Below are 23,012 nucleotides of genomic sequence, written 5' to 3'. Positions count from 1 at the left end.
ATCCGGACGGCAGGACCCGGCCGGGCCGGCCGGGTCCGGTGCGGCGGCGGTGACGGTCGTGTGCCACTGGAGTCACCGTAAGATAACCGGTCCCCCACGCGGCGTAGTCAGCCGGTAGTCTGGACCTGTCGAGACGGTCAGGCGTTCGAGCACGGTGAGCCCCTGATCCGGTTCGGCCGGACGGCACGGTTGCATCGAGGACCGGGGGAGTCCTATGTCGGAGTTGCTGACCGCCGCACAGACCATCGCGCCCGTGATCACCACCGCCGCCGCCGGGTTCGCCGGCGCCGTCGTCCAGTCCGCTCAGAACCAGGCGGCGGACAGTGTCGTGCAGCGGGGACGGGCCCTCGTGGGCCGGCTGCTGGAGCGCCGCTCCGGCGAGCCGGCCGACCCCGCGGCCGACGCGGCCGTGGAACAGATCAGGAACCTGTCCGACGCCGACCGGCTGGCCCTGGACCGGGCCGTCGGCACCTGGCTGGACGCCAAGCTCGCCGACCGGCCCGCGGACCTGCGCGCCCTGATCGAGGACGAGGCCAGGGCAGTGCGGCCGTCCCGGCACATCCACGCCACCGCACACGTGTCGGGCCGCGGCGCCTTCGGCATCGGGTACGTGGAGAACATGGGCGGCCTGAACATCAGGGACCGCCCGGACGACCCACGGGACGAGCCCGGAGAGGAGCCCCGGGAGGACCGGCGGTGAGCGGGAGAGAGCACGACTCCGTGCACGGCCGTGCCGACGCCTCGGGCACCGGTTCCGTCGGCATCGGCAGCGCCAATCAGGTCATCGCGCTGATGCTGGGCGCACCCGAGTGGAAGGTCGGCGCGGACAAGGTCCAGCGCTGGACCGACTGGCCGCAGTTCTTCCTGGTGTTCCTGCTGGAGGCCGTCGCCCTGTCCCTGGCCCCCGACGCCCCGGTCCGTCAGCTCGGCTGGGTGTACGCCCTGATGGCGGCCGCCTTCTGCCTGTCCCTGTGCCGGGTGGCCGGGCTGGTCCGCGCGGTGGCCCGCCGCAACAAGGAGCGGTGGAGCCGGCTCCAGCCGCTGGTGACCCTCGGCGCGGTCCTGCTCGCGTCCCTCGGCGTCTTCGGCATGGACCACTACGCCGGCCACGGCGAGGTGGACGTGACGGGCCTGGTCCGGATCACCGGCGGGACGTCCGCGGCGGACGGCCGGCGGCTGACCGTCACGGTGGAGAACGAACCGCGCCGCAGCCACCTGCGGCTCGCCCTGGAACTCACCGACGCCGTGCCGGGGGCGCAGTCCTGCGTCCCGGCCACCACGTACGACGCGAAGCTCGCGGGCAGTTCGGCCCACCGGGTCGAGGACGTACGCGGCGGGGAGACGTTCTCGCTGCCGCTGGGCGGCGTCCAGGGCGAGATCGAGGTGGACCTGGTGCTCCACTCCGACCGGGGGTGCCGCATCCACGCCTCCGTCGCCGAGGCCGCTCTGCACGACTGAGCCGGAACAGCGCTCCACGACCGACCGGAACAGCTCCACGACGAGGGGACGTGAGGACACGTGAGACGGACAGCGGCCGGGCGGAGAGCGGGGCGGGCGCGCGCCGGACGCCGGGCACGGGGCTGGGCGGCGGTGCTCGCGTGCGCGGCACTCGTGACGACGGCCTGCTCGTCGGACCAGCACGACGGGACGTTCCTGGGCGTGCGCGAGGTCGACGTGGGCATGCACAAGGACCTGCCCGGCATGTCGCTGCTGGAGAACTACACCTACTCCGGCTTCGACAACGCGCTCTTCCTCGACCTGGAGAAGTGGCTGGAGGACGAGGTGGGCGTCCAGGTCACCCGGAACGCCGACGTGCCCTCCGCCGCCCGCATCACCAAGCTCCAGTCGGGCGACGCGGACCTGATCATCGCCTCGTTCTCCGTCACGCCGGACCGGATGGAGGAGATCGACTTCGTGGGCCCCTACCTCACCACCGTCCAGGGCTTCCTGGTCCACGAGGACTCCGGCATCCGCACCCATGACGATCTCAAGGGCAAACGCGTCTGCACCTGGGACGGCACCACCTCCAGGGTGGCGCTGGCCGAACTGAAGGACATCGTCTCGGTGGGCGGCACGGACGCCGCCGAGTGCGTGGAGAAGCTGCGCGACGACCAGGTCGACGCGGTCTCCACGGACCAGGTGCTGCTGTACGGCTTCGCCCAGCAGGAGACCGGGAAGGGCGGGCTGCACGTGGTGCCCGGCCTGACCGTCGGCGCTCCGCAGCACTACGGGATCGGCCTCGCCAAGGGACACCGCGACGACTGCCTGGCGCTCGCCGAGTGGCTCAAGGGCTATGTCGGCGGCCGCGAGTGGCAGGGCAACTTCCGCGAGGCGCTGCCGCTGCTGGTGCAGGACCAGCCGGACTGGATCAGTACGCACAAGCCGGAGGACGAACTCATCGACGCGCACTCCTGCGTGGACAAGCCCAAGGTCTGAGCCGGCGGGCCCGGCCGAGGGCTTGTGCGAGACCGCACCCCTCTTTATAGTCGTGGTGACTATTAAAGGGGGGTGGTCGAGTCATGGACGGATCCAGCGGTCCCGCGGGCGCCTACGACAAACACGCCCACGACAAACACGCCTACGACAAGCACGCCTACGACAAGCACGCCTACGAGCCCTTCGCCGTCACCGTCGACCTCGCCGTCCTCACGCTCCGCGCGGACGCGCTGCACGTGCTGCTCGTCGAGCGGGGCCAGGAGCCGTACGCCGGCCGCTGGGCGCTGCCCGGCGGCTTCCTGCTGCCCGACGAGTCGGCGGAGACGGCGGCCCGGCGCGAACTGGCCGAGGAGACCGGCCTCACGGACGTGACCGGACTCCACCTGGAGCAGCTGCGGACCTACAGCGAACCCGGCCGCGACCCCCGGATGCGGGTCGTCTCCGTCGCCTTCGCCTGTCTGCTGCCCGACCCTCCCGACCCGCACGGCGGCGGCGACGCGGCCGAGGCCCGCTGGGTGCCGTACGACGCGGCCCGCCACCTCGCCTTCGACCACGACCGCATCCTGGCCGACGCCCGCGAACGGGTCGGCGCCAAGCTGGAGTACACCTGCCTGGCCACCGCCTTCTGCCCGCCCGAGTTCACCCTCGGGGAACTCCAGCGGGTCTACGAGACGGTGTGGGGCACGGCCCTGGACCGCCCCAACTTCCGCCGCAAGGTCCTCGCCACCCCCGGCTTCGTGGAACCGGTCCCCGGCGCCGCGCGGCTCACCGGCGGCCGGGGCAAACCGGCCGCCCTGTACCGCGCGGGCCCGGCCGGCGCCCTCCATCCGCCCCTGCTCCGACCGTCCCGGGAAGGACGCCCCGCATGACCACCACCCTCACCGAGCGCGCCGCCACCGGCGCGCTCACCGGACTCGCCCTCGGGGACGCCCTCGGCTTCCCGACGGAGTTCAGCGACGTGCCGGCGATCCTCGCCAAGTGCGGCCCCTGGCGGGAGATGGCGCTGCCCACACCCGCGTACGTCACCGACGACACCCAGATGACACTGGCGCTGGCCCGCGGTCTGCGCACGGCGACGGACCGGGGGGTGCTGGAGCCCGAGGGGATGGCCGAGGCCGTCCGCGAGGAGTTCATCGCCTGGAACCGGTCGCCGGAGAACAACCGCGCCCCGGGCACCACCTGCCTACGCGCCTGCGAGCTGCTGGAGGACCGCGGGCGGCGCTGGCAGGACGCGAGTCAGATCCATTCCAAGGGCTGTGGCGCCGACATGCGCGTCGCCCCGCTCGGGCTCCTCCCCGGGCTGAGCGACGAACAGCGCGCGGGCGCCGCCCAGTTGCAGGCCGCGCTCACCCACGGGCACCCCACCGCGCTCGCCGCCTCCGACCTCACCGCGCACGCCGTACGGCTGCTCGCCACGGGCGCCGAGCCGACCGGACTGGTCGGGCTGCTGCGGTCGTACGCCCTGCACCAGCGCACCCGGTACCACGAGCGCTGGCTCGGGGACCTGTGGACCCGGGCCCATGACGCCGGGCCGCAGGAGTTCATCGCGCGGGGCTGGGACGAGTGCCTGGCCGTCCTCGACCGGCTGCGCGGCGCCGTGCGGACCGTCTCCCCGGAGACCGACCCGTGCCTGGCCACCGGCGCCGGCTGGATCGCGGAGGAGGCCCTCGCCACCGGGCTGCTGTGCTTCCTGCTCTTCCCCGGGGACCCGCTGACGGCCCTGCGCCGCGCCGCCTGCACCTCCGGCGACTCCGACTCGATCGCCTGCCTCGCGGGCGCCTTCGCCGGGGCCCATCTGGGCGCCGGGGCCTGGCCGCAGGAGTGGGCCGATCGGATCGAGTACCGGTCCGACCTGGTGGCGTTCGGGGCGCTCTGGGACGCCTGAGTCACTCCGGCCGCAGGGCCGAGGCGCGGCGGGCGCGGACCAGGAAGTCCTCGACCCGGCGCCGGTCCGGTTCGGCGGGGAGCGGGGTGCGGGCCGCGGCCTGCTCGCACTCCCCGGCCAGCCGGACCATCCGCGCCTCGACCTCCGGCCAGGGCACCTCACCGCGCTTCACGGCGAGCAGGGTCTCCCGGGCGTCGCCGACCTCCACGGTGAGGACGCCGGTGCGCAGCAGGTCCCGGGCGCTCGCCAGCAGGCGCAGCAGATGCATCGCGTGCTTCCAGCGCGGGGCGCCGTGCGCGCGGACGTCGGCGTCCAGCTTGCGGCGCCGGCCGAGGGCATAGCGGGTGAACGACTCGTACGCGCGCAGGGAGAGGAACGCGCCGCGCAGGGCGAGCAGTTCGCGGCCGGTGGGGTCGGTGTGCTCCACCAGCGGGGAGTGCAGGCACTCCAGGACGGTGGGGTTGGCGCGCAGGGCCAATTCGCAGAAGCGTTCCAGCTCCCAGCTGAACTGCTCCTCGGCCGGTCCCTCGACGTGCGTCGGCGGCTTGGTGAAGCGCCAGAACAGCGGCGTGGGGGCGAGGAACACGCCCCGGCGGTCGGTGTCGCTGTCCGCCGTGGCCAGACCGAAGGCGCGCGACCCCGTCACACAGGCGTAGACGGTGTGCTCGCGCACCAGGGTCTCGGCGTCCGGGCCAGCAGGAGTCATGCCCGGGAGCGTACGCGGGCGATCACGTCAGGCGGACGGAATTTCCCTCCACCGTGATCTGCTGCGCGGGCAGCGGCTCGGTGGCCGGACCCTGCCGCACCGCGCCGTCGGTGAGGGCGAACTTGCTGTTGTGGCAGGCGCAGTTGATGGTGCCGCCGGACACGTCCGCCACCACACAGCCCTGGTGGGTGCAGACCGCGGAGAACGCCTTGAAGTCGCCCTCCTCCGGCTGGGTCACCACCACCTTCCGCTCCTTGAAGACCTTGCCGCCGCCGACCGGGATGTCGCCGGTCCGCGCCAGGTCCGCCGCCGGGGACTGGCTCGCGGACGACGAGCCGCCGTCGTCGTCCCCGCCGCCGCAGGCCGCCGTGGTGAACGCCGTCGCGCCCGTCGCGACCGTCGTGAGGAGAACCGTGCGGCGCGTCGCGCTGTGGGTCATGTCGTCACTCCGAGAAAAGGGGGGGAGGGGAGAGGGGGAGGGGACGAGCATGGCACCGAAGCGGGCGAAGGGGAAGCAAGCAGGATGAGTACGGCAAAACGCGCCCCGGTCGTGCGCGGGGCGCCGCCGTCTCAGTGGCCGGGCGCGCACTCCCGTTCCGCACGCGCTGACTACGCTGGACGGATCAGAGTCGGTACGTGGATCAGTGATACGTCGATCAGCGAGGAGCAATGCCGTGGCGGTACGAGCGGTCCGGGGCGCCGTCCAACTGGAGCGGGACGAGGCCGGTCACATGGACGAGCAGGTCTCCGCGCTGCTCACCGCCGTGCTGGAGCGCAACGGTCTGACCGGGGACGACCTGATCAGCATCTGGTTCACGGCCACCCCCGACCTGCACAGCGACTTCCCGGCCGCCGCGGCCCGCAAGCTCGGCATCACCGACGTACCGCTGATCTGCGCCCAGGAGCTGGACATAGCGGGCGCCATGCCCCGTGTCGTCCGTATCCTCGCGCACATCGAGTCCGACCGGCCGCGCGCCGAGATCGCGCACGTCTACCTCGGTGCCGCGGCGGCCCTGCGCAAGGACATCGCCCAGTGAGATCCGCACTCGTCATCGGCACCGGCCTGATCGGCACCTCCGCCGCCCTCGCCCTGACCCGGCGGGGCGTCACCGTCCACCTCGCCGACCACGACCCCCAGCAGGCCCGTACCGCCGCGGCGCTCGGCGCCGGCACCGACGAGGCCCCGGACGGGCCGGTCGACCTCGCGATCGTCGCCGCCCCGCCCGCCCACGTGGCCGGGGTGCTCGCCGACGTGCTGCGGCGGGGCCGGGCGCGCGGCTGCGTCGACGTGGCCAGCGTCAAGGGCGGCCCGCGCCGCGAACTGGAGGCGCTCGGCCTGGACCTCACGTCCTACCTCGGCACGCACCCCATGTCCGGCCGGGAGAAGTCCGGCCCGCTGGCCGCCACCGCCGACCTCTTCGAGGGCCGCCCCTGGGTGCTCACCCCCACCCGGGACACCGACACCGAGGTGCTGAACCTCGCCCTGGAGCTGGTCTCGTTCTGCGGCGCCGTGCCCGTGGTGATGGACGCCGACGCCCACGACCGCGCCGTCGCCCTCGTCTCCCACATGCCCCACCTGGTCTCCGGCCTGGTCGCCGCCCGCCTGGAGCACGCCGACGAGGCCGCCGTACGGCTGTGCGGGCAGGGCATCCGCGACGTGACCCGGATCGCCGCCTCCGACCCGGCGATGTGGATCGACATCCTCTCCGCCAACCCCGGCCCGGTCGCCGACCTGCTCGGCGACGTCGCCGGCGACCTGGAGAAGACGGTACGGGCGCTGCGCGCGCTGCAGTCCGCCGACGAGGACAAGCGCCGCGAGGGCGCCGCCGGAGTCGAGGAGATGCTGCGCCGGGGCAACGCGGGGCAGGTCCGGGTCCCCGGCAAGCACGGCAGCGCCCCCCGGGTCTACGAGACCGTCGCCGTCCACATCGACGACCAGCCGGGCCAGCTCGCCCGCATCTTCGCGGACGCGGGACAGGCGGGCGTCAACATCGAGGACGTACGGATCGAGCACGCCACCGGGCAGCAGGCCGGCCTGGTGCAGCTCATGGTGGAGCCGAAGGCGGCCGCCGGGCTGACGGCCGCGCTGCGGGAGCGGGGCTGGGCGATCCGGCAGTGACCGCCGGCCGGGCCCCGAGGAGGCCGGTCGGAGGCGCGGTGGCAAGCCAGTAACCTGGTGCGGGGGGGCGCGCGTGCCCCCCCGTGACCCCCGTCACCCCCACCCCACCGCACCAGGAAGGTGTCCCCTCGTGGAAAACGGCGCCGCCCCGACCGCCCCGGCCGTGATTGTCGCCATCGACGGCCCCTCCGGCACGGGCAAGTCGAGCACGTCGAAGGCCGTCGCCGCGCAGCTCGGCCTCAGCTACCTGGACACCGGCGCCCAGTACCGGGCGATCACCTGGTGGATGGTGACCAACGGCATCGACACCGACGACCCGCGGGCCGTCGCGGCGGCCGCCGAGAAGCCCGAGATCCTCTCCGGCACCGACCCGGGGAACCCCACCATCACCGTCGACGGCGTGGACGTGGCCGGCCCGATCCGCGGCCAGGAGGTCACCTCCAAGGTCAGCGCGGTCAGCGCGGTCCCGGAGGTCCGGACCCGGATCACCGAGCTGCAGCGGGCGATCGCCGGCGCCGCGGTGACCGGCATCGTGGTCGAGGGCCGGGACATCGGCACCACCGTGCTGCCGGACGCCGACCTCAAGATCTTCCTCACCGCCTCCGCCGAGGCCCGTGCCGCCCGCCGCAGCGGCGAGCTGAAGGACGCCGACGTCAAGGCGACCCGGGAGGCGCTGATCAAGCGGGACGCGGCCGACGCCGGCCGGAAGACGTCGCCGCTCGCCAAGGCCGACGACGCCGTGGAGGTCGACACCACCGACCTCACCCTCCAGCAGGTCATCGAGTGTGTCGTCACCCTCGTCGAGGAGAAGCGGGCGGCCAAGTGACAGAGCCCTCCGAGCGGGGTGCCGAGGTCGGGCGGCGCATCGGCGTCGGTCTGATGTACGGGCTGTTCCGGCCGCGGGTGCTCGGCGCCTGGAAGGTGCCCGCCGCCGGCCCCGTGATCTTCGCCGTCAACCACGCGCACAACATAGACGGCCCGATGGTCATGGGCGTGGCCCCGCGGCCGACGCACTTCCTGATCAAGAAGGAAGCGTTCGTCGGCCCGCTGGACCCCTTCCTGACCGGCATCGGCCAGCTGAAGGTGGACCGCTCCGGCGCCGACCGCACGGCGATCACCCGGGCGCTGGACGTGCTGGCGGCCGGCGGCGCCCTCGGGATCTTCCCGGAGGGCACCCGGGGCGAGGGCGACTTCGCCGCGCTGCGCGCCGGGCTCGCGTACTTCGCGGTCCGCGGCGGGGCGCCGATCGTGCCGGTGGCCGTGCTGGGAAGTTCCGACCGGCCCGGACGGTTGATAAAGGCGCTGCCCCCGCTGCGCTCCCGCGTGGACGTCGTCTTCGGCGACCCCTTCGAGGCGGGCGACGGCAGCGGGCGGCGCACCCGCAAGGCGCTGGACGAGGCCACCGAGCGCATCCAGAAGCAGCTCACCGCGCACCTGGAAAACGCCAGGCGCCTCACCGGGCGCTAGGCAACACTTGAGTAGTGGATCACCCGGGACAGACAGGGTGGCCACCGATCACCACGATGAACGAGGTACGGACTTCATGAACGACGACATCCACTCCGAGGGCTCGGGCGAGGAGCACGACCACGGGGCGCTTGGCGACGCCGAGTACGAGCGGTTCATGGAGCTCGCCGCGGAAGAGGGCTTCGACATCGAGGACGTCGAGGGCGCGATCGAGGCGGCCGGGCACGGCCCGCTGCCTGTCCTCGCCGTCGTCGGCCGCCCCAATGTCGGCAAGTCGACCCTGGTCAACCGGATCATCGGCCGCCGCGAGGCGGTCGTCGAGGACAAGCCCGGCGTCACCCGCGACCGCGTCACCTACGAGGCCGAATGGGCCGGCCGCCGCTTCAAGGTCGTCGACACCGGCGGCTGGGAGCAGGACGTCCTCGGCATCGACGCCTCCGTCGCCGCGCAGGCCGAGTACGCCATCGAGGCCGCCGACGCGGTCGTCTTCGTGGTGGACGCCAAGGTCGGCGCCACCGACACCGACGAGGCGGTCGTACGGCTGCTGCGCAAGGCCGGCAAGCCGGTCGTGCTGTGCGCCAACAAGGTCGACGGCCCGAGCGGCGAGGCCGACGCGTCCTACCTGTGGTCGCTGGGCCTCGGCGAGCCGCACCCGGTCTCCGCGCTGCACGGCCGGGGCACCGGCGACATGCTGGACAAGGTCCTGGAGGCGCTGCCCGAGGCCCCGGAGCAGACCTTCGGCACGGCGGTCGGCGGCCCGCGCCGCATCGCCCTGATCGGCCGCCCGAACGTCGGCAAGTCCTCGCTGCTGAACAAGGTGGCGGGCGAGGAGCGCGTCGTCGTCAACGAGCTGGCCGGCACCACCCGCGACCCGGTCGACGAGCTGATCGAACTGGGCGGCGTGACCTGGAAGTTCGTCGACACCGCCGGTATCCGCAAGCGGGTCCACCTCCAGCAGGGCGCCGACTACTACGCCTCGCTGCGCACCGCCGCCGCCGTGGAGAAGGCGGAGGTCGCCGTCATCCTGCTGGACGCGTCCGAGAACATCTCGGTGCAGGACCAGCGGATCGTCACCATGGCCGTGGAGGCGGGCCGCGCGGTCGTCCTCGCCTTCAACAAGTGGGACACCCTCGACGAGGAGCGCCGCTACTACCTGGAGCGGGAGATCGAGACCGAGCTGGGCCAGGTCGCCTGGGCCCCGCGGGTCAACGTCTCGGCGCGCACCGGACGGCACATGGAGAAGCTGGTCCCCGCGATCGAAACGGCCCTGGCGGGCTGGGAGACCCGGGTGCCGACCGGCCGGCTGAACGCCTTCCTGGGCGAGCTGGTCGCCGCCCACCCGCACCCGGTGCGGGGCGGCAAGCAGCCGCGCATCCTGTTCGGCACGCAGGCGGGCACCAAGCCGCCGCGGTTCGTGCTGTTCGCGTCCGGGTTCATCGAGGCGGGCTACCGCCGGTTCATCGAGCGCCGGCTGCGCGAGGAGTTCAGCTTCGAGGGGACGCCGATCCATATCTCGGTGCGGGTGCGCGAGAAGCGCGGCGCGAAGAAGAAGTAGGCGCGGTGGGATGACCGCGACGGCAGTGTGAAGGGGGCTGACCCGGTCACCGGGTCAGCCCCCTTCACACTGCCCGCCGTCAGACGCCTCTGCGCGGGGCCGGCGGCAAGGCGGCCGGGACGTGGTGCATACCGAACCGGGCGCTGTGGGCCCCCGCGCTGTAGGCGCTGTACGAGCCCCTGCCCCGCTGGATGTACCGGAAGGAGACGAACCCCAGATGCTCCTCGCCGCTGCGGTCACCCGGCAGCGCGCGGAAGGACCTGACGTACTCGGCGTAGAGCGCGTCGTAGATCGGCGTGGCCGAGGGGCCGCCTTGGCGGTGGAAGGCGTCGTATGTGTGCACATTCGTGCAAACGACCCCGCGGCCGAAGAGATGCGGCTGAGCAGTGCGTCTTCGGGGCGCGGGGCCGTGGCGGGCGGGGCGGTGGTGTGACGGCCGGGCGTGCTGGGGGCGAGGGCGGGTGGGCGCGAGGACGTGGGGACGTGAGGGCGTGGGGACGTGAGGGGCCGGTGCGGAGGGTGCGAGGGGGGGGGCGGGGGTGCGGGGGTGCGCTCAGGTGCCGGCCAGCGGCAACGCCGCCGCGACCAGCCGTCCGCCCGCCGCGGCCTTGTCCAACGCGTCCCGCAGCAGGTCCTCGCGCGGCTGGCGCCCGATCGAGCCGACCGGCGCGGCGAACATCAGGACCTGCTGGTGCTTGTTGGCGGCGGTGCGCCAGCCCTCGGTCACCTGGAGCGGCTGGTGCGCCTGCCACCAGGCCACCGGCCGCCCGTCGTCCGCCCCCGGCTGGAGCACCGCGTGCAGCTGGCCCACGGCGAGCAGCACGGACCAGCCGTGCAGCACGGGCGGTACGGTGGCCAGCTCGGTGACCGGCATGAACCCCTGCTCGATCAGCAGCGGCAGGAACTCGTCGCCGGGACCGTTCGTGCCGGGCCGCACCACGGGCGCGGTCGGCTCCACGACCAGGGCCGGGTGCAGTTCCCCGGCGATCAGGACCAGTCCGCTGGTCACGCCGAGCACCGCCTGCTCGGGCACGGCTTTCTCCGGCTCCGGGGCACCGCCGAGCGGGCCGCCGCCGCTGATGGACTTCACGGCCCCCTGGAGCTGCTCCTCGGTCACCTTGACGACCTGCGAGGGCAGACAGCCGGCGTGGGCGAAGGCCAGGACGGCGGTCTCCTCCCCGATGAACAGCACGGTGCTGGTGCGCTCCTGCTCGCAGTCGCCCGGGGTGCGGCAGGACGTGCAGTCGTAACTGCCCGGGGCGGTCTCTCCGGCGAGCAGGCGGTCGGCTTCTTCGTCGCCGATCTCGGCGCGTACCTCGTCGCTGACGTCGAGCATGCGCGGCACGGGTGGCTCCCTCGGGATGCGATGCGTGGCAAAGCCGGGGGTACCCCCGGCCCGTGGTCCGGGTGGGTCCCCGGCTCATGCAGAAGACAACGGGCGATCTGTCGCGGGAGTCACGCCCGGCGGCGCAGGGAATCGACCGTCCGACGCGCACTGTCATATGCCGGACGGAATCCGGCACACCTCATCAACTCTTCTGCTGGGCAGGGGAGTTGACGCGGCGAGAGGGGTCGCGAGTCGCCTCGGTGACTGGTCGATAAATCAGGAAATCGGGGAATGAAGCGGGTGCCGGAAAATGTCGGTGCCCGAGGGGGTGTTCGAACTGATGTGCGTGGCGGGGTTCAGGACGGCTCGGAGCCGGCCTGGTGCCGCTTCGGCTCGGGCTGCGGGGCCTGCCCCGCGTACGCCGGATGGTGCAGGTCGAAGGCCGGCGACTCGGAGCGGATGCGGGGCAGCGCGGTGAAGTTGTGCCGGGGCGGCGGGCAGGAGGTCGCCCACTCCAAGGAGCGGCCGAAGCCCCAGGGGTCGTCGACGTCGACCTTCCGGCCGTACTTGGCGGTCTTCCAGACGTTGTAGAGGAACGGCAGCGTGGAGACGCCGAGCAGGAACGCGCCGATGGTGGAGAGCGTGTTCAGCGCGGTGAAGCCGTCGGCGGCGAGGTAGTCGGCGTACCGGCGGGGCATGCCCTCGGCGCCCAGCCAGTGCTGCACCAGGAAGGTGAGGTGGAAGCCGGTGAACAGCGTCCAGAAATGGATCTTGCCGAGCCGCTCGTCGAGCATCTTCCCGGTGAACTTGGGCCACCAGAAGGAGAAGCCGGCGAAGGTCGCGAAGACGACGGTGCCGAAGACGACGTAGTGGAAGTGGGCGACGACGAAGTAGGTGTCGCTGACGTGGAAGTCCAGCGGCGGCGAGGCCAGGATCACTCCGGTCAGCCCGCCGAACAGGAACGACACCAGGAAGCCCGTCGCCCACAGCATCGGCGTCTCGAAGGAGAGCGAGCCCTTGAGCATGGTGCCGGTCCAGTTGAAGAACTTCACCCCCGTCGGCACCGCGATCAGGAAGCTCAGGAAGGAGAAGAACGGCAGCAGCACCGCGCCCGTGACGAACATGTGGTGCGCCCACACCACCACCGACAGACCGGTGATTGCCATCGTCGCGGCCACCAGCGTCAGATAGCCGAACAGCGGCTTGCGGGCGAAGACCGGGATGATCTCGCTGATGATCCCGAAGAACGGCAGCGCGATGATGTACACCTCGGGATGGCCGAAGAACCAGAACAGGTGCTGCCACAGCAGCGCGCCGCCGTTGTCCGCGGCGAACACCTGGCTGCCGAACCGCCGGTCCGCCTCCAGGACCAGCAGCGCCGCCGCGAGCACCGGGAACGCCAGCAGGATCAGGATCGACGTGAACAGGGTGTTCCAGACGAAGATCGGCATCCGGAACATGGTCATGCCCGGGGCGCGCATCCCGATGATGGTGGTGAGGAAGTTGACCGCACCGAGGATCGTCCCGAACCCCGACAGCGCCAGCCCCATGATCCACAGGTCGGCGCCGATGCCGGGGGAGTGCGCCTGGCTGTTGAGCGGCGCGTAGGCGAACCAGCCGAAGGCGGCCGGGCCGCCGCTCACCAGCAGCGAACCGAGCACGATCAGGCCGCCGAAGAGGAAGAGCCAGTACGAGAGCATGTTCAGCCGCGGGAAGGCGACGTCGGGGGCGCCGATCTGGAGCGGCATCAGCTCGTTGGCGAAGCCCGCGAAGCTCGGGGTCGCGAACAGCAGCAGCATGATCGTGCCGTGCATCGTGAAGAGCTGGTTGAACTGCTGGTTGTCGACGAGCTGGAGCCCCGGCCGGGCCAGCTCGGCCCGCATCAGCAGGGCCATGACACCAGCGATCAGGAAGAACGCGAACGACGTGATCAGGTAGAGGTGGCCGATCTTCTTGTGGTCGGTGGTGGCCAGCCAGTCCACCACCACCCGGCCACGCCGCCGGGCGCGCACCGGCTCCGCCGTGGCCCCCAAGGTCTGCGTACCCATCGACCGCCGTCCCTCCGTCGTCGTCGCCTCACGGCCCCGCCGGTCCCTCCTCCGCGCCCACGCCATGATGCTCGCGCCGCCCGCCGGCCGACAGGGGGCGTACGACGGTGCTGCGCTCCGTGCCCGCACCGGACCGTGCCCGCTCGTGCCCGCCCGTGGCGGTCCGTGTCCGGACCGGGTTGCCCGGTGATTCATGTGCGTGCCGAGAACGCCGCCCGTGGCCGGAATGCGAGAGGGCGCCCAGGGGATTTCGTCCGGCCCTTTTCGCGCGGTTATTCGAAGAGCCGGGGCGGTGCGCGGGCGGACTCGCGGGAATTCCCCGCACAAGCTCCGCACAGGCCCTGGGCGGCCGTATGGAACCGCTCGTCCGGGTGACGGAGTTCGGCCAAAACGCAGAGCGTGATCTGTGACAGAAGTGTGACGGGAGACGGGTCGCGGACCGGTTACCGATCCGGGCTTCCCCGGCCGGGAACCAGGGCATAGCGTGGCCCCATGGCACCGATTCCGTCACCTTCGGGCGAACCCCAGGACAGTCCGGACGCATACCTCGGCCTCGGCCAGGACGCGGCCGAAGAGCGGGCGCGGGAGCGGGGATGGACGTCCGTGCGGTCCCTGCCGCCCGGCGCGATCATCACCATGGAGTACCGCGCGGGCCGGCTCAACTTCGAGGTGCGCGAGGGCCGCGTCACGCGGGCCTGGAAGGGCTGAGGAACGGCGCAGGCCCCGGTCTCCCACAGGAGGACCGGGGCCTGCGTGTGCGTACCGGGACGGTCAGCCGCCCGAGACGGGGCGGGCGGGCGAGGCCGTGCCCCGCGGATGGCGGTCGGAGTGCGGCGGGCGACGGCTGCCGGCCGGGGTGACCGGGGAGCGCTCCGCACGGGTGCTGTGCGGGCCCGGGGCCAGGTAGACCGGCGTCCGGGAGGAACGGGCCGTGGCGACCGGCTCGCGGGCCGGGGCGTCCTGGTCGGCGGCGGCCGGGGTGGGCGCCGCGGGAGGGGCCGCGGGCGCCGTCCGCCCGGGCCGGGCCGCCCAGCGGTCGCGCAGGCCGAGGATCAGGGACTCGGCACGGGCGATCAGCGGTTCGAACCAGGGCAGCGCCAGCAGGATCAGCAGCCCCGCGACCCAGCCGAGGATCACATCGCTCAGCCAGTGCGTACCGAGGTACACGGTGGACATCCCGACGCCCAGCGAGGTGACCGCGGACAGGGCGGACAGCCAGCGGCGGGCCCGGGGCGTGGAGGCCAGATAGGCCAGGATGCCCCAGGTCACCACGGCGTTGGCGGTGTGACCGCTCGGAAATATATCGCCGCCGGCCCACATCTCGTTGGCGCCGACCGTGGTCGCGTAGTGCGGTCCGAGCCGCCCCATGCCGTACTTGGCGGCGCCCACCGTCACGTTCAGCAGCAGCAGCGAGACGCCCAGCGCGAGCAGCGGACGCAGCGTGTGCTGCCGCCAGGAGCGCCAGCCGAGCCAGGCGGCGACCATCACGGCGGTGGGGCCGCGCTGGCCCAGCACCACGTAGTAGTCGACGAACGCGTGGATCTCCGACCACTGCTGGTACGGCCGGAAGAACATGACCTGCCAGTCGAGCCGGACCAGCCAGGAGGTGATCACCACGGCCCACACGATCGCGACGTAGAACGCGAGCGATCCGGCGAGCAACGCGATTCTGTGCCGGCTCATCTTCGGCACGTCGAGATGGACCGGCCGTTCCGGCTCCCGGTCCAGTCTCGCGAACACCCGGTCCAGACGGGTGAGGTTCCGTTCGGTACGCACCCAATCGACGTTACAGCGAGTGAGCTCGCATCTCCGACGAATCAACGGCTTTGTGATGACGATGTGATGTGGGATTCCTCTCAGGAACCGGTCCTAATTCCCTGGATTCGGCGGACCATGCCGATCGTGGCCTTCATTTCTTTTGATCATTCCAGGCGGCGGTTTTATCGTGCTTATGAATTCGTTCACCGAATGCTGGTGTGGAATTCTTCCGGTGCTCACCGAGGGTGTTCGCGGTGGGTCACGGCGGGCCGGAGCCGTTGAGCCAGAACGCCCCGTACAGCGCCGACGCCACGGCGATCCCGGCCACCACCGCGGCCGACCTGGCGGTGCGCGTCCGGGCGAGGGCCGCGGCGAGCGGCAGCAGCAGCGGGAAGGCGGGCAGCAGCAGCCGCGGCTTGGAGCCGAAATAGCCCGAGGCGCACAGGGCCAGTGCGGTGACGGTCCCCGTGTACACCAGCAGCGGCAGCGGCAGGCGCCGCCGTACGCCGGTGACGTACAGCCACACCACCAGGGCGACGCCGAGGACCAGCCCCGCGCCCGCCAGGGCCGACGGGAACGACGTGAACTTCTCGGCGGTGAAGCGGGCGAAGGCCCAGCCGCCGTCGAAGCCGTTGCGCCAGCCCGCCTGGACGTCCAGGTAGCCGAACGGGCCGCCGCCGGTGCGGTGGCCGACCCACAGGACGTACCCGGCGGCGCCCAGGGGTGCGAGCAGCATCCCGAACGCACACCGCGCGCCCTCCCCGGGGGCGCGTGCGGACGCGGGAGCGCCGTGCGCGGCGGCCGGGCCACGGGTTCGCACGAATGCCGCAACGCCGGCCGCCCACACCGCCGCCGCGACCGCGAGCCCCACCGGACGCGTCAGCCCGGCCGCCAGTGCCAGTGCCCCCGCCGTCACCCACCGGCCGGTGCCCACCGCGTACAGCGACCAGGCGGCCAGCGCCGTGAACAGCGACTCGCTGTACGCCATCGACTGCACGATCCCGACCGGCAGCACCGCCCACAGCAGCACCAGGCAGATCCCGGCGCGGCGGCCGTACACCTGGTCACCGACCGCGAAGATCCCCCAGGCCGCCGCGAGGGAGGCGAGCAGGCTCACCATGAAACCGGCGTCCGCGTGCGACAGCGGCGACACCGCCGCGCCGAGCCGCTCCAGCCAGGGGAGCAGCGGGAAGAAGGCCAGGTCGGAGTGGACGTCACCGTTCGGCAGCCGCACCTCGTGGCCGTAGCCGCCCGCAGCCACCCTGGAGTACCACAGGGAGTCCCAGCGGGCGGTCAGCAGCGAGTACGCGCTCTTGTCGCGCGCGGCGCTCCACAGGGCCAGGGCGACGAGGCCCAGGGCGCGGACGGCCGCGAAGCCGAGGAGTGCCGGGGCGGCCCGGCGCAGGGCACCCGGGCGGCCCGGCGCCGCGCGCGTCTTGAGATCGGTCACGGTCACGGGCTCGATTATCGGCGCGGGGCGGGGACCGCCTGCCGGGCGGTAGGGGCGGTAGGGACGGTACGGGCGGTACGGGCGGTCGGTACCGGCGGTGCCGGTGGGGGCAGTGGCGCACGCCACACCTGTGACCGGGACCGGTGAGAGCTGTGCCACGTGAGGCGCGCGTGGACTCGCGTACTCTGACGAGCCACTCGCCGTCGTCGCGCGGGCCGGAGACCACCGCTTCCTCCGGCCGAGTCGCGGGAGTTCCCCGCCCCGCGAGCCCGCCGCACGCGAGGGAACTGCTGGGAGGTACGTACATGTCCGGGACGACCGCGGCCGTCGCGTCGCCGCGCCGTCGGGCGGCCGGGGCCGGTGCCAACCGCTGGGTGGTCCTGGTCGTCCTCTGCGTCAGCCTGCTGCTCGTGGCGCTGGACGCCACCGTGCTGCACGTGGCGGTCCCCGCCGTCACCGAGGACCTCAGGCCCGGCGCGGTCGAACTGCTCTGGATCGTCGACGTCTACCCCCTGGTCTGCGCCTCGCTGCTGATCCTGTTCGGCACGCTGGGCGACCGGGTGGGCCGCAGGCGGATCCTGCTGCTGGGGTACGCGCTGTTCGGCGTCGCCTCGGCGCTCGCGGCCTGCGCCGACAGCGCCCAGGTGCTGATCGCGGCCCGCGCGCTGCTCGGCGTCGGCGGCGCGATGATCATGCCCGCGACGCTGTCGCTGCTGCGGGAGGTCTTCCCCGACCGGCGGGAGCGGGCCCTGGCCATCGGCGTGTGGAGCGCGGTCGCGGCCGTGGGCGCGGCGGTCGGACCGCTGCTCGGCGGCTTCCTCCTGGAGCACTTCTGGTGGGGCTCGGTCTTCCTGGTGAACATTCCGCTGATGCTGGTCAGCCTGCCGGTGGGGCGGCTGCTGCTGCCCGAGTCCAAGCCCGCGTCCGAAGGCGTGGGACAGGGGCCCTGGGACGTGGTCGGCGCGCTGCTGGCGGCGGCCGGGCTGTTCGGGGTGGTGCTGGGCGTCAAACGGCTCGGCGGCGGTGAGCCGGCGCTGAGCGCGGCCACGGTGGTGCCGCTGGCGGCGGGCGCCGCGCTGCTCGTGCTGTTCGTACGGCGGCAGCGGGGGCGGGCGCGTCCGCTGGTGGACCTGCGGATGTTCCGGCGGCCGGCGTTCAGTACGTCGGTGGGGTGCATCGTGCTGGCGATGCTCGCGCTGGTGGGGCTTGAGCTGATCGCGGCGCAGTACCTGCAGCTGGTGCTCGGGCTGTCGCCGCTGCAGACGGGGCTGCGGCTGCTGCCGCTGACCCTGGCGGCGATGGCGGCCGGGCTGGCGGGGGCGCGGATGCTGCGGCGGCTGGGGCCGCGCCGGATGGTGTGCTTCGGGTTCTGCCTGACCGCGGGGGCGGTGCTGCTGCTGACGGCGCTGGGCCGGGCCGACGCGTGGGCGCTGATGCTCGGCGGGTTCGTGCTGCTCGGGTTCGGCCTGGAGACCACGCTCTTCGGGGCGTACGAGTCGATGCTGAGCGAGGCGCCGGCGGAGCAGGCGGGCGGGGCGGCGGCGATCGGCGAGACCTCCTACCAGCTGGGCGCCGGGATCGGGATCGCGCTGCTCGGTACGGTGATGAACGCGGCGTACGCGCCCGGGCTGGCGCGTGTCGAGGGGGTCCCGGCGTCGGCGTCGGCGGCGGCGGGGCATTCGCTGGGGGAGGCGTACGAGGTCGCCGCGCGGCTCGGGGGGCCGGGCGGGGTGGCGCTGCGGTCGGCGGCGGAGGGGGCGTTCGTGCACGGGCTGCACGTGACGCTGGTGGTGAGTGCGGGGTTGTTGCTGGCGGGGGCGGGGATGGCGTTGCGGTTGCCCCGGGGGATGCGGTGTGAGGGGGCGGGGGTGCCCGCACCCCGGGACGCGGTGGAGTCGCGTGTCTCGGTGTGAGGGTCTTCCTCTCCCGCCCGCGCACCACTCGTTCGCTTACCGTCGGCGGGTGCGGCGGCTCTGGACGTGCGCCGCGAACGCACCGTAACGTCGGCCGGGAGCCGTGACTAGCAGTGCTAGTTAAATGTCCTGGAGGGAAGACCATGCCCGCGTTCGACCCCGCAGATCCTCTCGGCATCGACGACCTGCTCTCCCCGGAGGACCTCGCGGTGCGGGACACCGTGCGGTCCTGGGCCGCCGACCGCGTCCTGCCGTATGTCGCCGACTGGTACGAGCAGGGCGAGCTGCCCGGCATCCGGGAGCTGGCCCGCGAACTCGGCGGCATCGGGGCGCTCGGGATGTCGCTCACCGGGTACGGCTGCGCGGGCGCGAGCGCCGTGCAGTACGGGCTGGCCTGTCTGGAGCTGGAGGCCGCGGACTCCGGCATCCGCTCCCTGGTCTCCGTGCAGGGCTCCCTCGCCATGTACGCGATCCACCGCTTCGGCAGCGAGGAGCAGAAGCAGACCTGGCTGCCCCGGATGGCCGCCGGCGAGGTCATCGGCTGCTTCGGGCTCACCGAGCCCGACCACGGCTCCGACCCCGCCGCGATGCGCACGTACGCCGAGCGCGACGGCACCGACTGGGTGCTGAACGGCCGCAAGATGTGGATCACCAACGGGTCGGTGGCGGGTGTGGCCGTGGTGTGGGCGCGCACCGACGACGGCATCCGCGGGTTCCTCGTCCCCGCCGGCACCCCCGGTTTCTCCGCGCCCGAGATCAAGCACAAGTGGTCCCTGCGGGCCTCCGTCACCAGCGAACTCGTCCTCGACGACGTACGGCTGCCCGCCGACGCGGTGCTGCCGGAGGGCACGGGGCTGCGCGGGCCGCTCAGCTGCCTCACGCACGCCCGGTACGGGATCGTGTGGGGTGCCATGGGCGCGGCGCGCACCTGCTTCGAGACGGCGGTGGCGTACGCGAAGACGCGGGAGCAGTTCGGGCGGCCCATCGGCGGCTTCCAGCTCACCCAGGCCAAGCTCGCCGACATGGCGGTCGAGCTGCACAAGGGGATCCTGCTCGCCCATCACCTCGGGCGGCGCCTGGACGCGGGGAGCCTCCGTCCCGAGCAGGTCAGCTTCGGCAAGCTGAACAACGTACGGGAGGCGATCGAGATCTGCCGTACGGCGCGGACGGTGCTCGGCGCCAACGGGATCTCCCTGGAGTACCCCGTGATGCGGCACGCGACGAACCTGGAATCGGTGCTCACCTACGAGGGCACCGTCGAGATGCACCAGCTCGTGCTGGGCAAGGCGCTCACCGGACTCGACGCGTTCCGGTAAGGGCCGGGTGGAGCGCGGGGGGCAGGGCCGGCGGGGGCGGCCCTGCCTCAGCTCTGGTTGAAGAACCCGTCCGTGCGGTGCGCGGCCGGTTCGCCGTTGATGACCTGGGTGTCGGACGGGCTCAGCAGGAACACCCGGCTGGACACCCGCTCGATGGAGCCGCGCAGGCCGAAGATCAGCCCGGCCGCGAAGTCGACCACGCGCTTGGCGTCGCCGGCCTCCATGGCCGTGAGGTTCATGATGACCGGGACCCCGTCCCGGAACAGCTCGCCGATGGCGCGGGCGTCCCGGAAGCTGTCCGGGGTGACCGTGCCGATGCGGCGGCCCCTCTCCTCGGCCGTGTCCGAGGCCACCTTGACCCGGGGGTCCGTGACCCAGGCGTCCCCGGATTCGTTGCCCTCGGAGTAGTCGTCGTCGTAGTAGCGCTCGTCTTCGTTGTCGTCGACGAGGCCGAGCCACGCACTCGCCTTGCGTACCGATCCCATGGACGCCTCCTCTCAAGCGGTCTTTCGTGCTGTCCGCATCCCTATCGTCGTCCATGATGCGGACGTCGCGCCAAGTGGATAGACGCCGCGCGGGGGGTTTGTGACGGTACTGGTGCACAGCGAATCCGTCGAGAGTCCATGTGTCCCAAGGGTCGTTTCCCAAACGGCCCCTGACTATGAGTGAAATATGACTGTTCCTGGCGGACGGGTGAGCGGCGGGGCGTACGGGTGAACCCCGGCGGTCGGCCCGATGCCGCAGTTCAGCGTCGCGGAAGGGGCGGCCGGGGGCGGTGTCCGGGCGCCGCCGAACCCCTTGCCGGCACCGGCCGGGAGGGAATCCCGTCGGCCGGTGGACGGCACACTTGTGCGGATCGTGTGCCGCTTCGCGCGGGGAATACGGAGCGTCCGTACGGGATCATGCCCAAGTGGGACGGGCTGCTCATATCGGTGTTGACGAGGGCTCAGGCCGACGCGGCACGGACGCGCGCCGTACCGGTGTGAAAGGGTTGATCCATGACGACGACGGACCCGGCGGACGCGGAGCTGCGGTGGCGGCGGTGGCACGAGGACCGCGTGGCGGCGGTCTCCGCGCCCTACGGTCCGCTCGCGCTGACCGGCACCCACTGGCTGCCCGACCACCCCGACGGACGGCTTCCCGGCGTCCCGGGGCGCTGGACCGCGGACGCCGGCGGGGTGCTGCTGACCGCCGGGGCGGCCGACGGGCTGACCGTGGACGGCCGGCCCCTGGACGGTGAGGCGCGGCTCACGGCCGACGCGGGGCCGGTGGACGCGGCCCGGGTGGCGCTCGGCGAGCGGCGGCTGGTCGTGCTGGTCCGGGAGGGGGTGTGGGGGGTACGGGACTTCGACCCGGGGGCCGGGGCGCGGCGGGCGTTCCGGGGCATCGAGGTCACGCCGTACGACCCGCGCTGGTCGGTGCCCGGCCGCTTCACCCCGTACGCCGGCGGGCACCGCAGCGTGCGGGTGCCCAACGCCGACGGGCGCGAGCGCGGCCTCGGGCTCGGCGGGGAGGTGGCCTTCACCCTGGCCGGGCGGGAGCTGGCGCTCCAGGTGGCCGTCGAGGCGGACGGCTCGCTGTGGGCGGTGTTCGCGGACGCCACCAGCGGCCGGGGCAGTTACCGCTTCCGGTTCCTGTACCCGCCGGCGCCGGACGCCGACGGGCGGACCACGGTCGACCTCAACCGCGCGCAGCTGCCGCCGTGCGCCTTCGCCGACCACTTCGTCTGTCCCTTCCCGCCGCCGGGGAACACCCTCGGCGTCGGCGTCGAGGCGGGGGAGCGGCAGCTGCGCCGGGTGCGCTGAGTGAGGCGGCCGTACCGGTCGTACTAGTGGTGACGGCCGAAAGGCACCCTTGCGCCGACCGTTCGTTCGGCCGAATACTCCCACTCAGCGCTTGTCAGGGGCACGCCGTTTCCGGAATCCGGACATCCGGGGTCCCCTGGCTGCGCCTCACGGGCCCTGCGACCCCACGAACGGGCCCCCTACTTCCCCCGTGGAGGAACGAAAAGTGAGGATCAAGCGCACCACCCCCCGCAGCGGTATCACGAGACGCACCCGGCTGATCGCCGTCTCCACCGGCCTCGTGGCCGCCGCCGCGATCGCGGTCCCCAGCGCGACCGCGGCCGACACCCCCACCACCTTCAGCTCCGCCGAGCTCAAGAGCGCCAGCAACTCGGTGCTGAAGGCCGACGTCCCCGGCACCGCCTGGGCCGTCGACAGCAAGAGCGGCAAGGTCCTGGTCACCATCGACGAGACGGTGTCCCAGGCCGAGATCGCGAAGATCAAGGAGCAGGCCGGCGACAAGGCCGGCGCGCTCACGATCAAGCGCACCAACGGCACGTTCAACAAGCTGATCCAGGGCGGCGACGCCATCTACGCGGACAGCTGGCGCTGCTCCCTCGGCTTCAACGTCCAGAGCAGCAGCGGCACCCAGTACTTCCTGACCGCCGGGCACTGCACCGACGGCGCGGGCACCTGGTACTCCAACTCCGCGCGCACCACCGCCATCGGCACCACCGCGGGCTCCAGCTTCCCGACCAACGACTACGGCATCGTGCGGTACACCGGGTCCGTCTCCCGCCCCGGCACCGCCAACGGCGTGGACATCACCAGCGCCGGGACCCCGAGCGTGGGCACCACCGTCATCCGTGACGGTTCCACCACCGGTACCCACAGCGGCCGGGTCACCGCCCTCAACGCCACCGTGAACTACGGCAGCGGCGACATCGTCTACGGGCTGATCCAGACCACGGTCTGCGCCGAGCCCGGCGACTCCGGCGGCTCGCTCTACGGCAGCAACGGCACCGCGTACGGTCTGACCTCGGGCGGCAGCGGCGACTGCACCTCGGGCGGCACGACCTTCTTCCAGCCCGTCACGGAGGCCCTGAGCGCCTACGGCGTCAGCGTCTACTGATCCTCACCGATCCCGTTCCGGCGGGCGCGGCCGGCAGTACCGGGAGCCCCCGCACGGCAGTTGCCGTGCGGGGGCTCCCTTTTGCACGGAACCGGCGTTACCGTCGAAGAGCGCAC

General features: G+C 72.7%; 23 protein-coding genes. 15 read left to right on the top strand and 8 right to left on the bottom strand.

Annotation, left to right across the window (positions count from 1 at the left end; translation table 11 throughout):
• Positions 1-214 precede the first annotated feature (214 nt).
• The 5 genes from ACIQR3_RS32965 to ACIQR3_RS32945 all read left to right on the top strand — a co-directional run bounded on the left by ACIQR3_RS32965 (position 215) and on the right by ACIQR3_RS32945 (position 4,321).
• Complete coding sequence (locus tag ACIQR3_RS32965; protein ID WP_403544511.1) at positions 215-700, top strand: hypothetical protein; 486 nt, start codon at positions 215-217, stop codon at positions 698-700.
• Complete coding sequence (locus ACIQR3_RS32960) at positions 697-1,458, top strand: hypothetical protein (RefSeq protein WP_403544509.1); 762 nt, start codon at positions 697-699, stop codon at positions 1,456-1,458. Before ACIQR3_RS32965 ends, ACIQR3_RS32960 begins: the two co-directional genes overlap by 4 nt.
• A gap of 60 nt (positions 1,459-1,518) precedes the next feature.
• Complete coding sequence (locus ACIQR3_RS32955) at positions 1,519-2,436, top strand: transporter substrate-binding domain-containing protein (RefSeq protein ID WP_403544507.1); 918 nt, start codon at positions 1,519-1,521, stop codon at positions 2,434-2,436.
• 83 nt (positions 2,437-2,519) lie between these two features.
• Positions 2,520-3,305 (top strand): NUDIX hydrolase, encoded by a 786-nt coding sequence (locus ACIQR3_RS32950; protein ID WP_403544505.1) that lies wholly within the window; start codon positions 2,520-2,522, stop codon positions 3,303-3,305.
• A complete protein-coding gene (locus ACIQR3_RS32945; RefSeq protein WP_403544503.1) occupies positions 3,302-4,321 on the top strand; it encodes an ADP-ribosylglycohydrolase family protein in 1,020 nt (339 codons plus the stop codon). Before ACIQR3_RS32950 ends, ACIQR3_RS32945 begins: the two co-directional genes overlap by 4 nt.
• A 1-nt stretch (position 4,322) precedes the next feature.
• On the opposite strand, the gene ACIQR3_RS32940 is transcribed toward ACIQR3_RS32945, so the two are convergent.
• Together ACIQR3_RS32940 and ACIQR3_RS32935 are read right to left on the bottom strand one after the other, a co-directional pair.
• The gene (locus ACIQR3_RS32940) at positions 4,323-5,027 is read right to left on the bottom strand and encodes a DNA polymerase beta superfamily protein (protein ID WP_403544501.1); all 705 of its coding nucleotides are present in this window, start codon (positions 5,025-5,027) and stop codon (positions 4,323-4,325) included.
• Positions 5,028-5,049: 22 nt separating this feature from the next.
• On the bottom strand, positions 5,050-5,466 hold the full coding sequence (locus tag ACIQR3_RS32935; RefSeq protein WP_403544499.1) for a Rieske (2Fe-2S) protein: 417 nt from the start codon (positions 5,464-5,466) through the stop codon (positions 5,050-5,052).
• Positions 5,467-5,701: 235 nt separating this feature from the next.
• Here ACIQR3_RS32935 and aroH point away from each other — a divergent pair, with 235 nt between their 5' ends.
• The 5 genes from aroH to der all read left to right on the top strand — a co-directional run bounded on the left by aroH (position 5,702) and on the right by der (position 10,168).
• Positions 5,702-6,064, top strand: coding sequence for a chorismate mutase (gene aroH, locus ACIQR3_RS32930; protein ID WP_403544497.1), 363 nt, complete (start codon positions 5,702-5,704; stop codon positions 6,062-6,064).
• Entirely contained in the window at positions 6,061-7,146 is a 1,086-nt protein-coding gene (locus ACIQR3_RS32925; RefSeq protein WP_403544495.1) for a prephenate dehydrogenase, read from the top strand. Before aroH ends, ACIQR3_RS32925 begins: the two co-directional genes overlap by 4 nt.
• Before the next feature lie 130 nt (positions 7,147-7,276).
• On the top strand, positions 7,277-7,972 hold the full coding sequence (gene cmk, locus ACIQR3_RS32920) for a (d)CMP kinase (protein WP_403544493.1): 696 nt from the start codon (positions 7,277-7,279) through the stop codon (positions 7,970-7,972).
• Between the two features lie 53 nt (positions 7,973-8,025).
• Complete coding sequence (locus ACIQR3_RS32915) at positions 8,026-8,613, top strand: 1-acyl-sn-glycerol-3-phosphate acyltransferase (RefSeq protein WP_251076307.1); 588 nt, start codon at positions 8,026-8,028, stop codon at positions 8,611-8,613.
• 76 nt (positions 8,614-8,689) lie between these two features.
• Positions 8,690-10,168 (top strand): ribosome biogenesis GTPase Der, encoded by a 1,479-nt coding sequence (der, locus tag ACIQR3_RS32910; protein ID WP_403544491.1) that lies wholly within the window; start codon positions 8,690-8,692, stop codon positions 10,166-10,168.
• A gap of 79 nt (positions 10,169-10,247) precedes the next feature.
• On the opposite strand, the gene ACIQR3_RS32905 is transcribed toward der, so the two are convergent.
• The 3 genes from ACIQR3_RS32905 to ctaD all read right to left on the bottom strand — a co-directional run bounded on the left by ACIQR3_RS32905 (position 10,248) and on the right by ctaD (position 13,543).
• On the bottom strand, positions 10,248-10,511 hold the full coding sequence (locus tag ACIQR3_RS32905) for a hypothetical protein (RefSeq protein WP_215169958.1): 264 nt from the start codon (positions 10,509-10,511) through the stop codon (positions 10,248-10,250).
• Positions 10,512-10,721: 210 nt separating this feature from the next.
• Positions 10,722-11,513: a hypothetical protein gene (locus ACIQR3_RS32900; protein WP_403544489.1), complete on the bottom strand. Its 792-nt coding sequence runs from the start codon at positions 11,511-11,513 to the stop codon at positions 10,722-10,724.
• A 338-nt stretch (positions 11,514-11,851) separates the two neighbouring features.
• Positions 11,852-13,543, bottom strand: coding sequence for a cytochrome c oxidase subunit I (ctaD, locus tag ACIQR3_RS32895; protein ID WP_403544487.1), 1,692 nt, complete (start codon positions 13,541-13,543; stop codon positions 11,852-11,854).
• A gap of 492 nt (positions 13,544-14,035) precedes the next feature.
• Between ctaD and ACIQR3_RS32890 the strand changes: the two genes are divergently transcribed.
• Complete coding sequence (locus ACIQR3_RS32890) at positions 14,036-14,251, top strand: I78 family peptidase inhibitor (protein WP_215169964.1); 216 nt, start codon at positions 14,036-14,038, stop codon at positions 14,249-14,251.
• Positions 14,252-14,314: 63 nt separating this feature from the next.
• On the opposite strand, the gene ACIQR3_RS32885 is transcribed toward ACIQR3_RS32890, so the two are convergent.
• Together ACIQR3_RS32885 and ACIQR3_RS32880 are read right to left on the bottom strand one after the other, a co-directional pair.
• Complete coding sequence (locus ACIQR3_RS32885; protein ID WP_403544485.1) at positions 14,315-15,319, bottom strand: phosphatase PAP2 family protein; 1,005 nt, start codon at positions 15,317-15,319, stop codon at positions 14,315-14,317.
• Between the two features lie 241 nt (positions 15,320-15,560).
• Positions 15,561-16,751: a hypothetical protein gene (locus tag ACIQR3_RS32880; RefSeq protein WP_403544554.1), complete on the bottom strand. Its 1,191-nt coding sequence runs from the start codon at positions 16,749-16,751 to the stop codon at positions 15,561-15,563.
• A gap of 305 nt (positions 16,752-17,056) precedes the next feature.
• On the opposite strand from ACIQR3_RS32880, the gene ACIQR3_RS32875 reads away from it, so the two are divergent.
• Together ACIQR3_RS32875 and ACIQR3_RS32870 are read left to right on the top strand one after the other, a co-directional pair.
• The gene (locus tag ACIQR3_RS32875; RefSeq protein ID WP_403544483.1) at positions 17,057-18,664 is read left to right on the top strand and encodes an MFS transporter; all 1,608 of its coding nucleotides are present in this window, start codon (positions 17,057-17,059) and stop codon (positions 18,662-18,664) included.
• Positions 18,665-18,807: 143 nt separating this feature from the next.
• A complete protein-coding gene (locus ACIQR3_RS32870; protein ID WP_403544481.1) occupies positions 18,808-19,980 on the top strand; it encodes an acyl-CoA dehydrogenase family protein in 1,173 nt (390 codons plus the stop codon).
• A gap of 47 nt (positions 19,981-20,027) precedes the next feature.
• Here ACIQR3_RS32870 and ACIQR3_RS32865 read toward each other — a convergent pair whose 3' ends face one another.
• Positions 20,028-20,465, bottom strand: coding sequence for a cell division protein SepF (locus ACIQR3_RS32865; RefSeq protein WP_403544479.1), 438 nt, complete (start codon positions 20,463-20,465; stop codon positions 20,028-20,030).
• Between the two features lie 513 nt (positions 20,466-20,978).
• Between ACIQR3_RS32865 and ACIQR3_RS32860 the strand changes: the two genes are divergently transcribed.
• Positions 20,979-21,785 (top strand): DUF1684 domain-containing protein, encoded by an 807-nt coding sequence (locus ACIQR3_RS32860; RefSeq protein WP_403544477.1) that lies wholly within the window; start codon positions 20,979-20,981, stop codon positions 21,783-21,785.
• Positions 21,786-21,990: 205 nt separating this feature from the next.
• On the top strand, positions 21,991-22,896 hold the full coding sequence (locus ACIQR3_RS32855; RefSeq protein WP_403544475.1) for a S1 family peptidase: 906 nt from the start codon (positions 21,991-21,993) through the stop codon (positions 22,894-22,896).
• The last annotated feature ends 116 nt before the right edge of the window (positions 22,897-23,012 follow it).

It is taken from the genome of Streptomyces sp. NPDC090994 (assembly GCF_044768905.1).
Classification (GTDB): Bacteria; Actinomycetota; Actinomycetes; order Streptomycetales; family Streptomycetaceae; genus Streptomyces.
The sequence above is the reverse complement of the archived record's forward strand: the minus strand, read 5'-3'. Positions and strand labels throughout refer to the sequence as shown.

Coding starts and splice junctions, on each gene's coding strand:
- ACIQR3_RS32965 (WP_403544511.1), top strand. CDS start 215: ATGTCGGAGTTGCTGACCGCCGCACAGACCATCGCGCCCGTGATCACC.
- ACIQR3_RS32950 (WP_403544505.1), top strand. CDS start 2,520: ATGGACGGATCCAGCGGTCCCGCGGGCGCCTACGACAAACACGCCCAC.
- ACIQR3_RS32945 (WP_403544503.1), top strand. CDS start 3,302: ATGACCACCACCCTCACCGAGCGCGCCGCCACCGGCGCGCTCACCGGA.
- ACIQR3_RS32940 (WP_403544501.1), bottom strand. CDS start 5,027: ATGACTCCTGCTGGCCCGGACGCCGAGACCCTGGTGCGCGAGCACACC.
- ACIQR3_RS32935 (WP_403544499.1), bottom strand. CDS start 5,466: ATGACCCACAGCGCGACGCGCCGCACGGTTCTCCTCACGACGGTCGCG.
- ACIQR3_RS32915 (WP_251076307.1), top strand. CDS start 8,026: ATGTACGGGCTGTTCCGGCCGCGGGTGCTCGGCGCCTGGAAGGTGCCC.
- der (WP_403544491.1), top strand. CDS start 8,690: ATGAACGACGACATCCACTCCGAGGGCTCGGGCGAGGAGCACGACCAC.
- ctaD (WP_403544487.1), bottom strand. CDS start 13,543: ATGGGTACGCAGACCTTGGGGGCCACGGCGGAGCCGGTGCGCGCCCGG.
- ACIQR3_RS32890 (WP_215169964.1), top strand. CDS start 14,036: ATGGCACCGATTCCGTCACCTTCGGGCGAACCCCAGGACAGTCCGGAC.
- ACIQR3_RS32875 (WP_403544483.1), top strand. CDS start 17,057: ATGTCCGGGACGACCGCGGCCGTCGCGTCGCCGCGCCGTCGGGCGGCC.
- ACIQR3_RS32870 (WP_403544481.1), top strand. CDS start 18,808: ATGCCCGCGTTCGACCCCGCAGATCCTCTCGGCATCGACGACCTGCTC.
- ACIQR3_RS32865 (WP_403544479.1), bottom strand. CDS start 20,465: ATGGGATCGGTACGCAAGGCGAGTGCGTGGCTCGGCCTCGTCGACGAC.
- ACIQR3_RS32860 (WP_403544477.1), top strand. CDS start 20,979: ATGACGACGACGGACCCGGCGGACGCGGAGCTGCGGTGGCGGCGGTGG.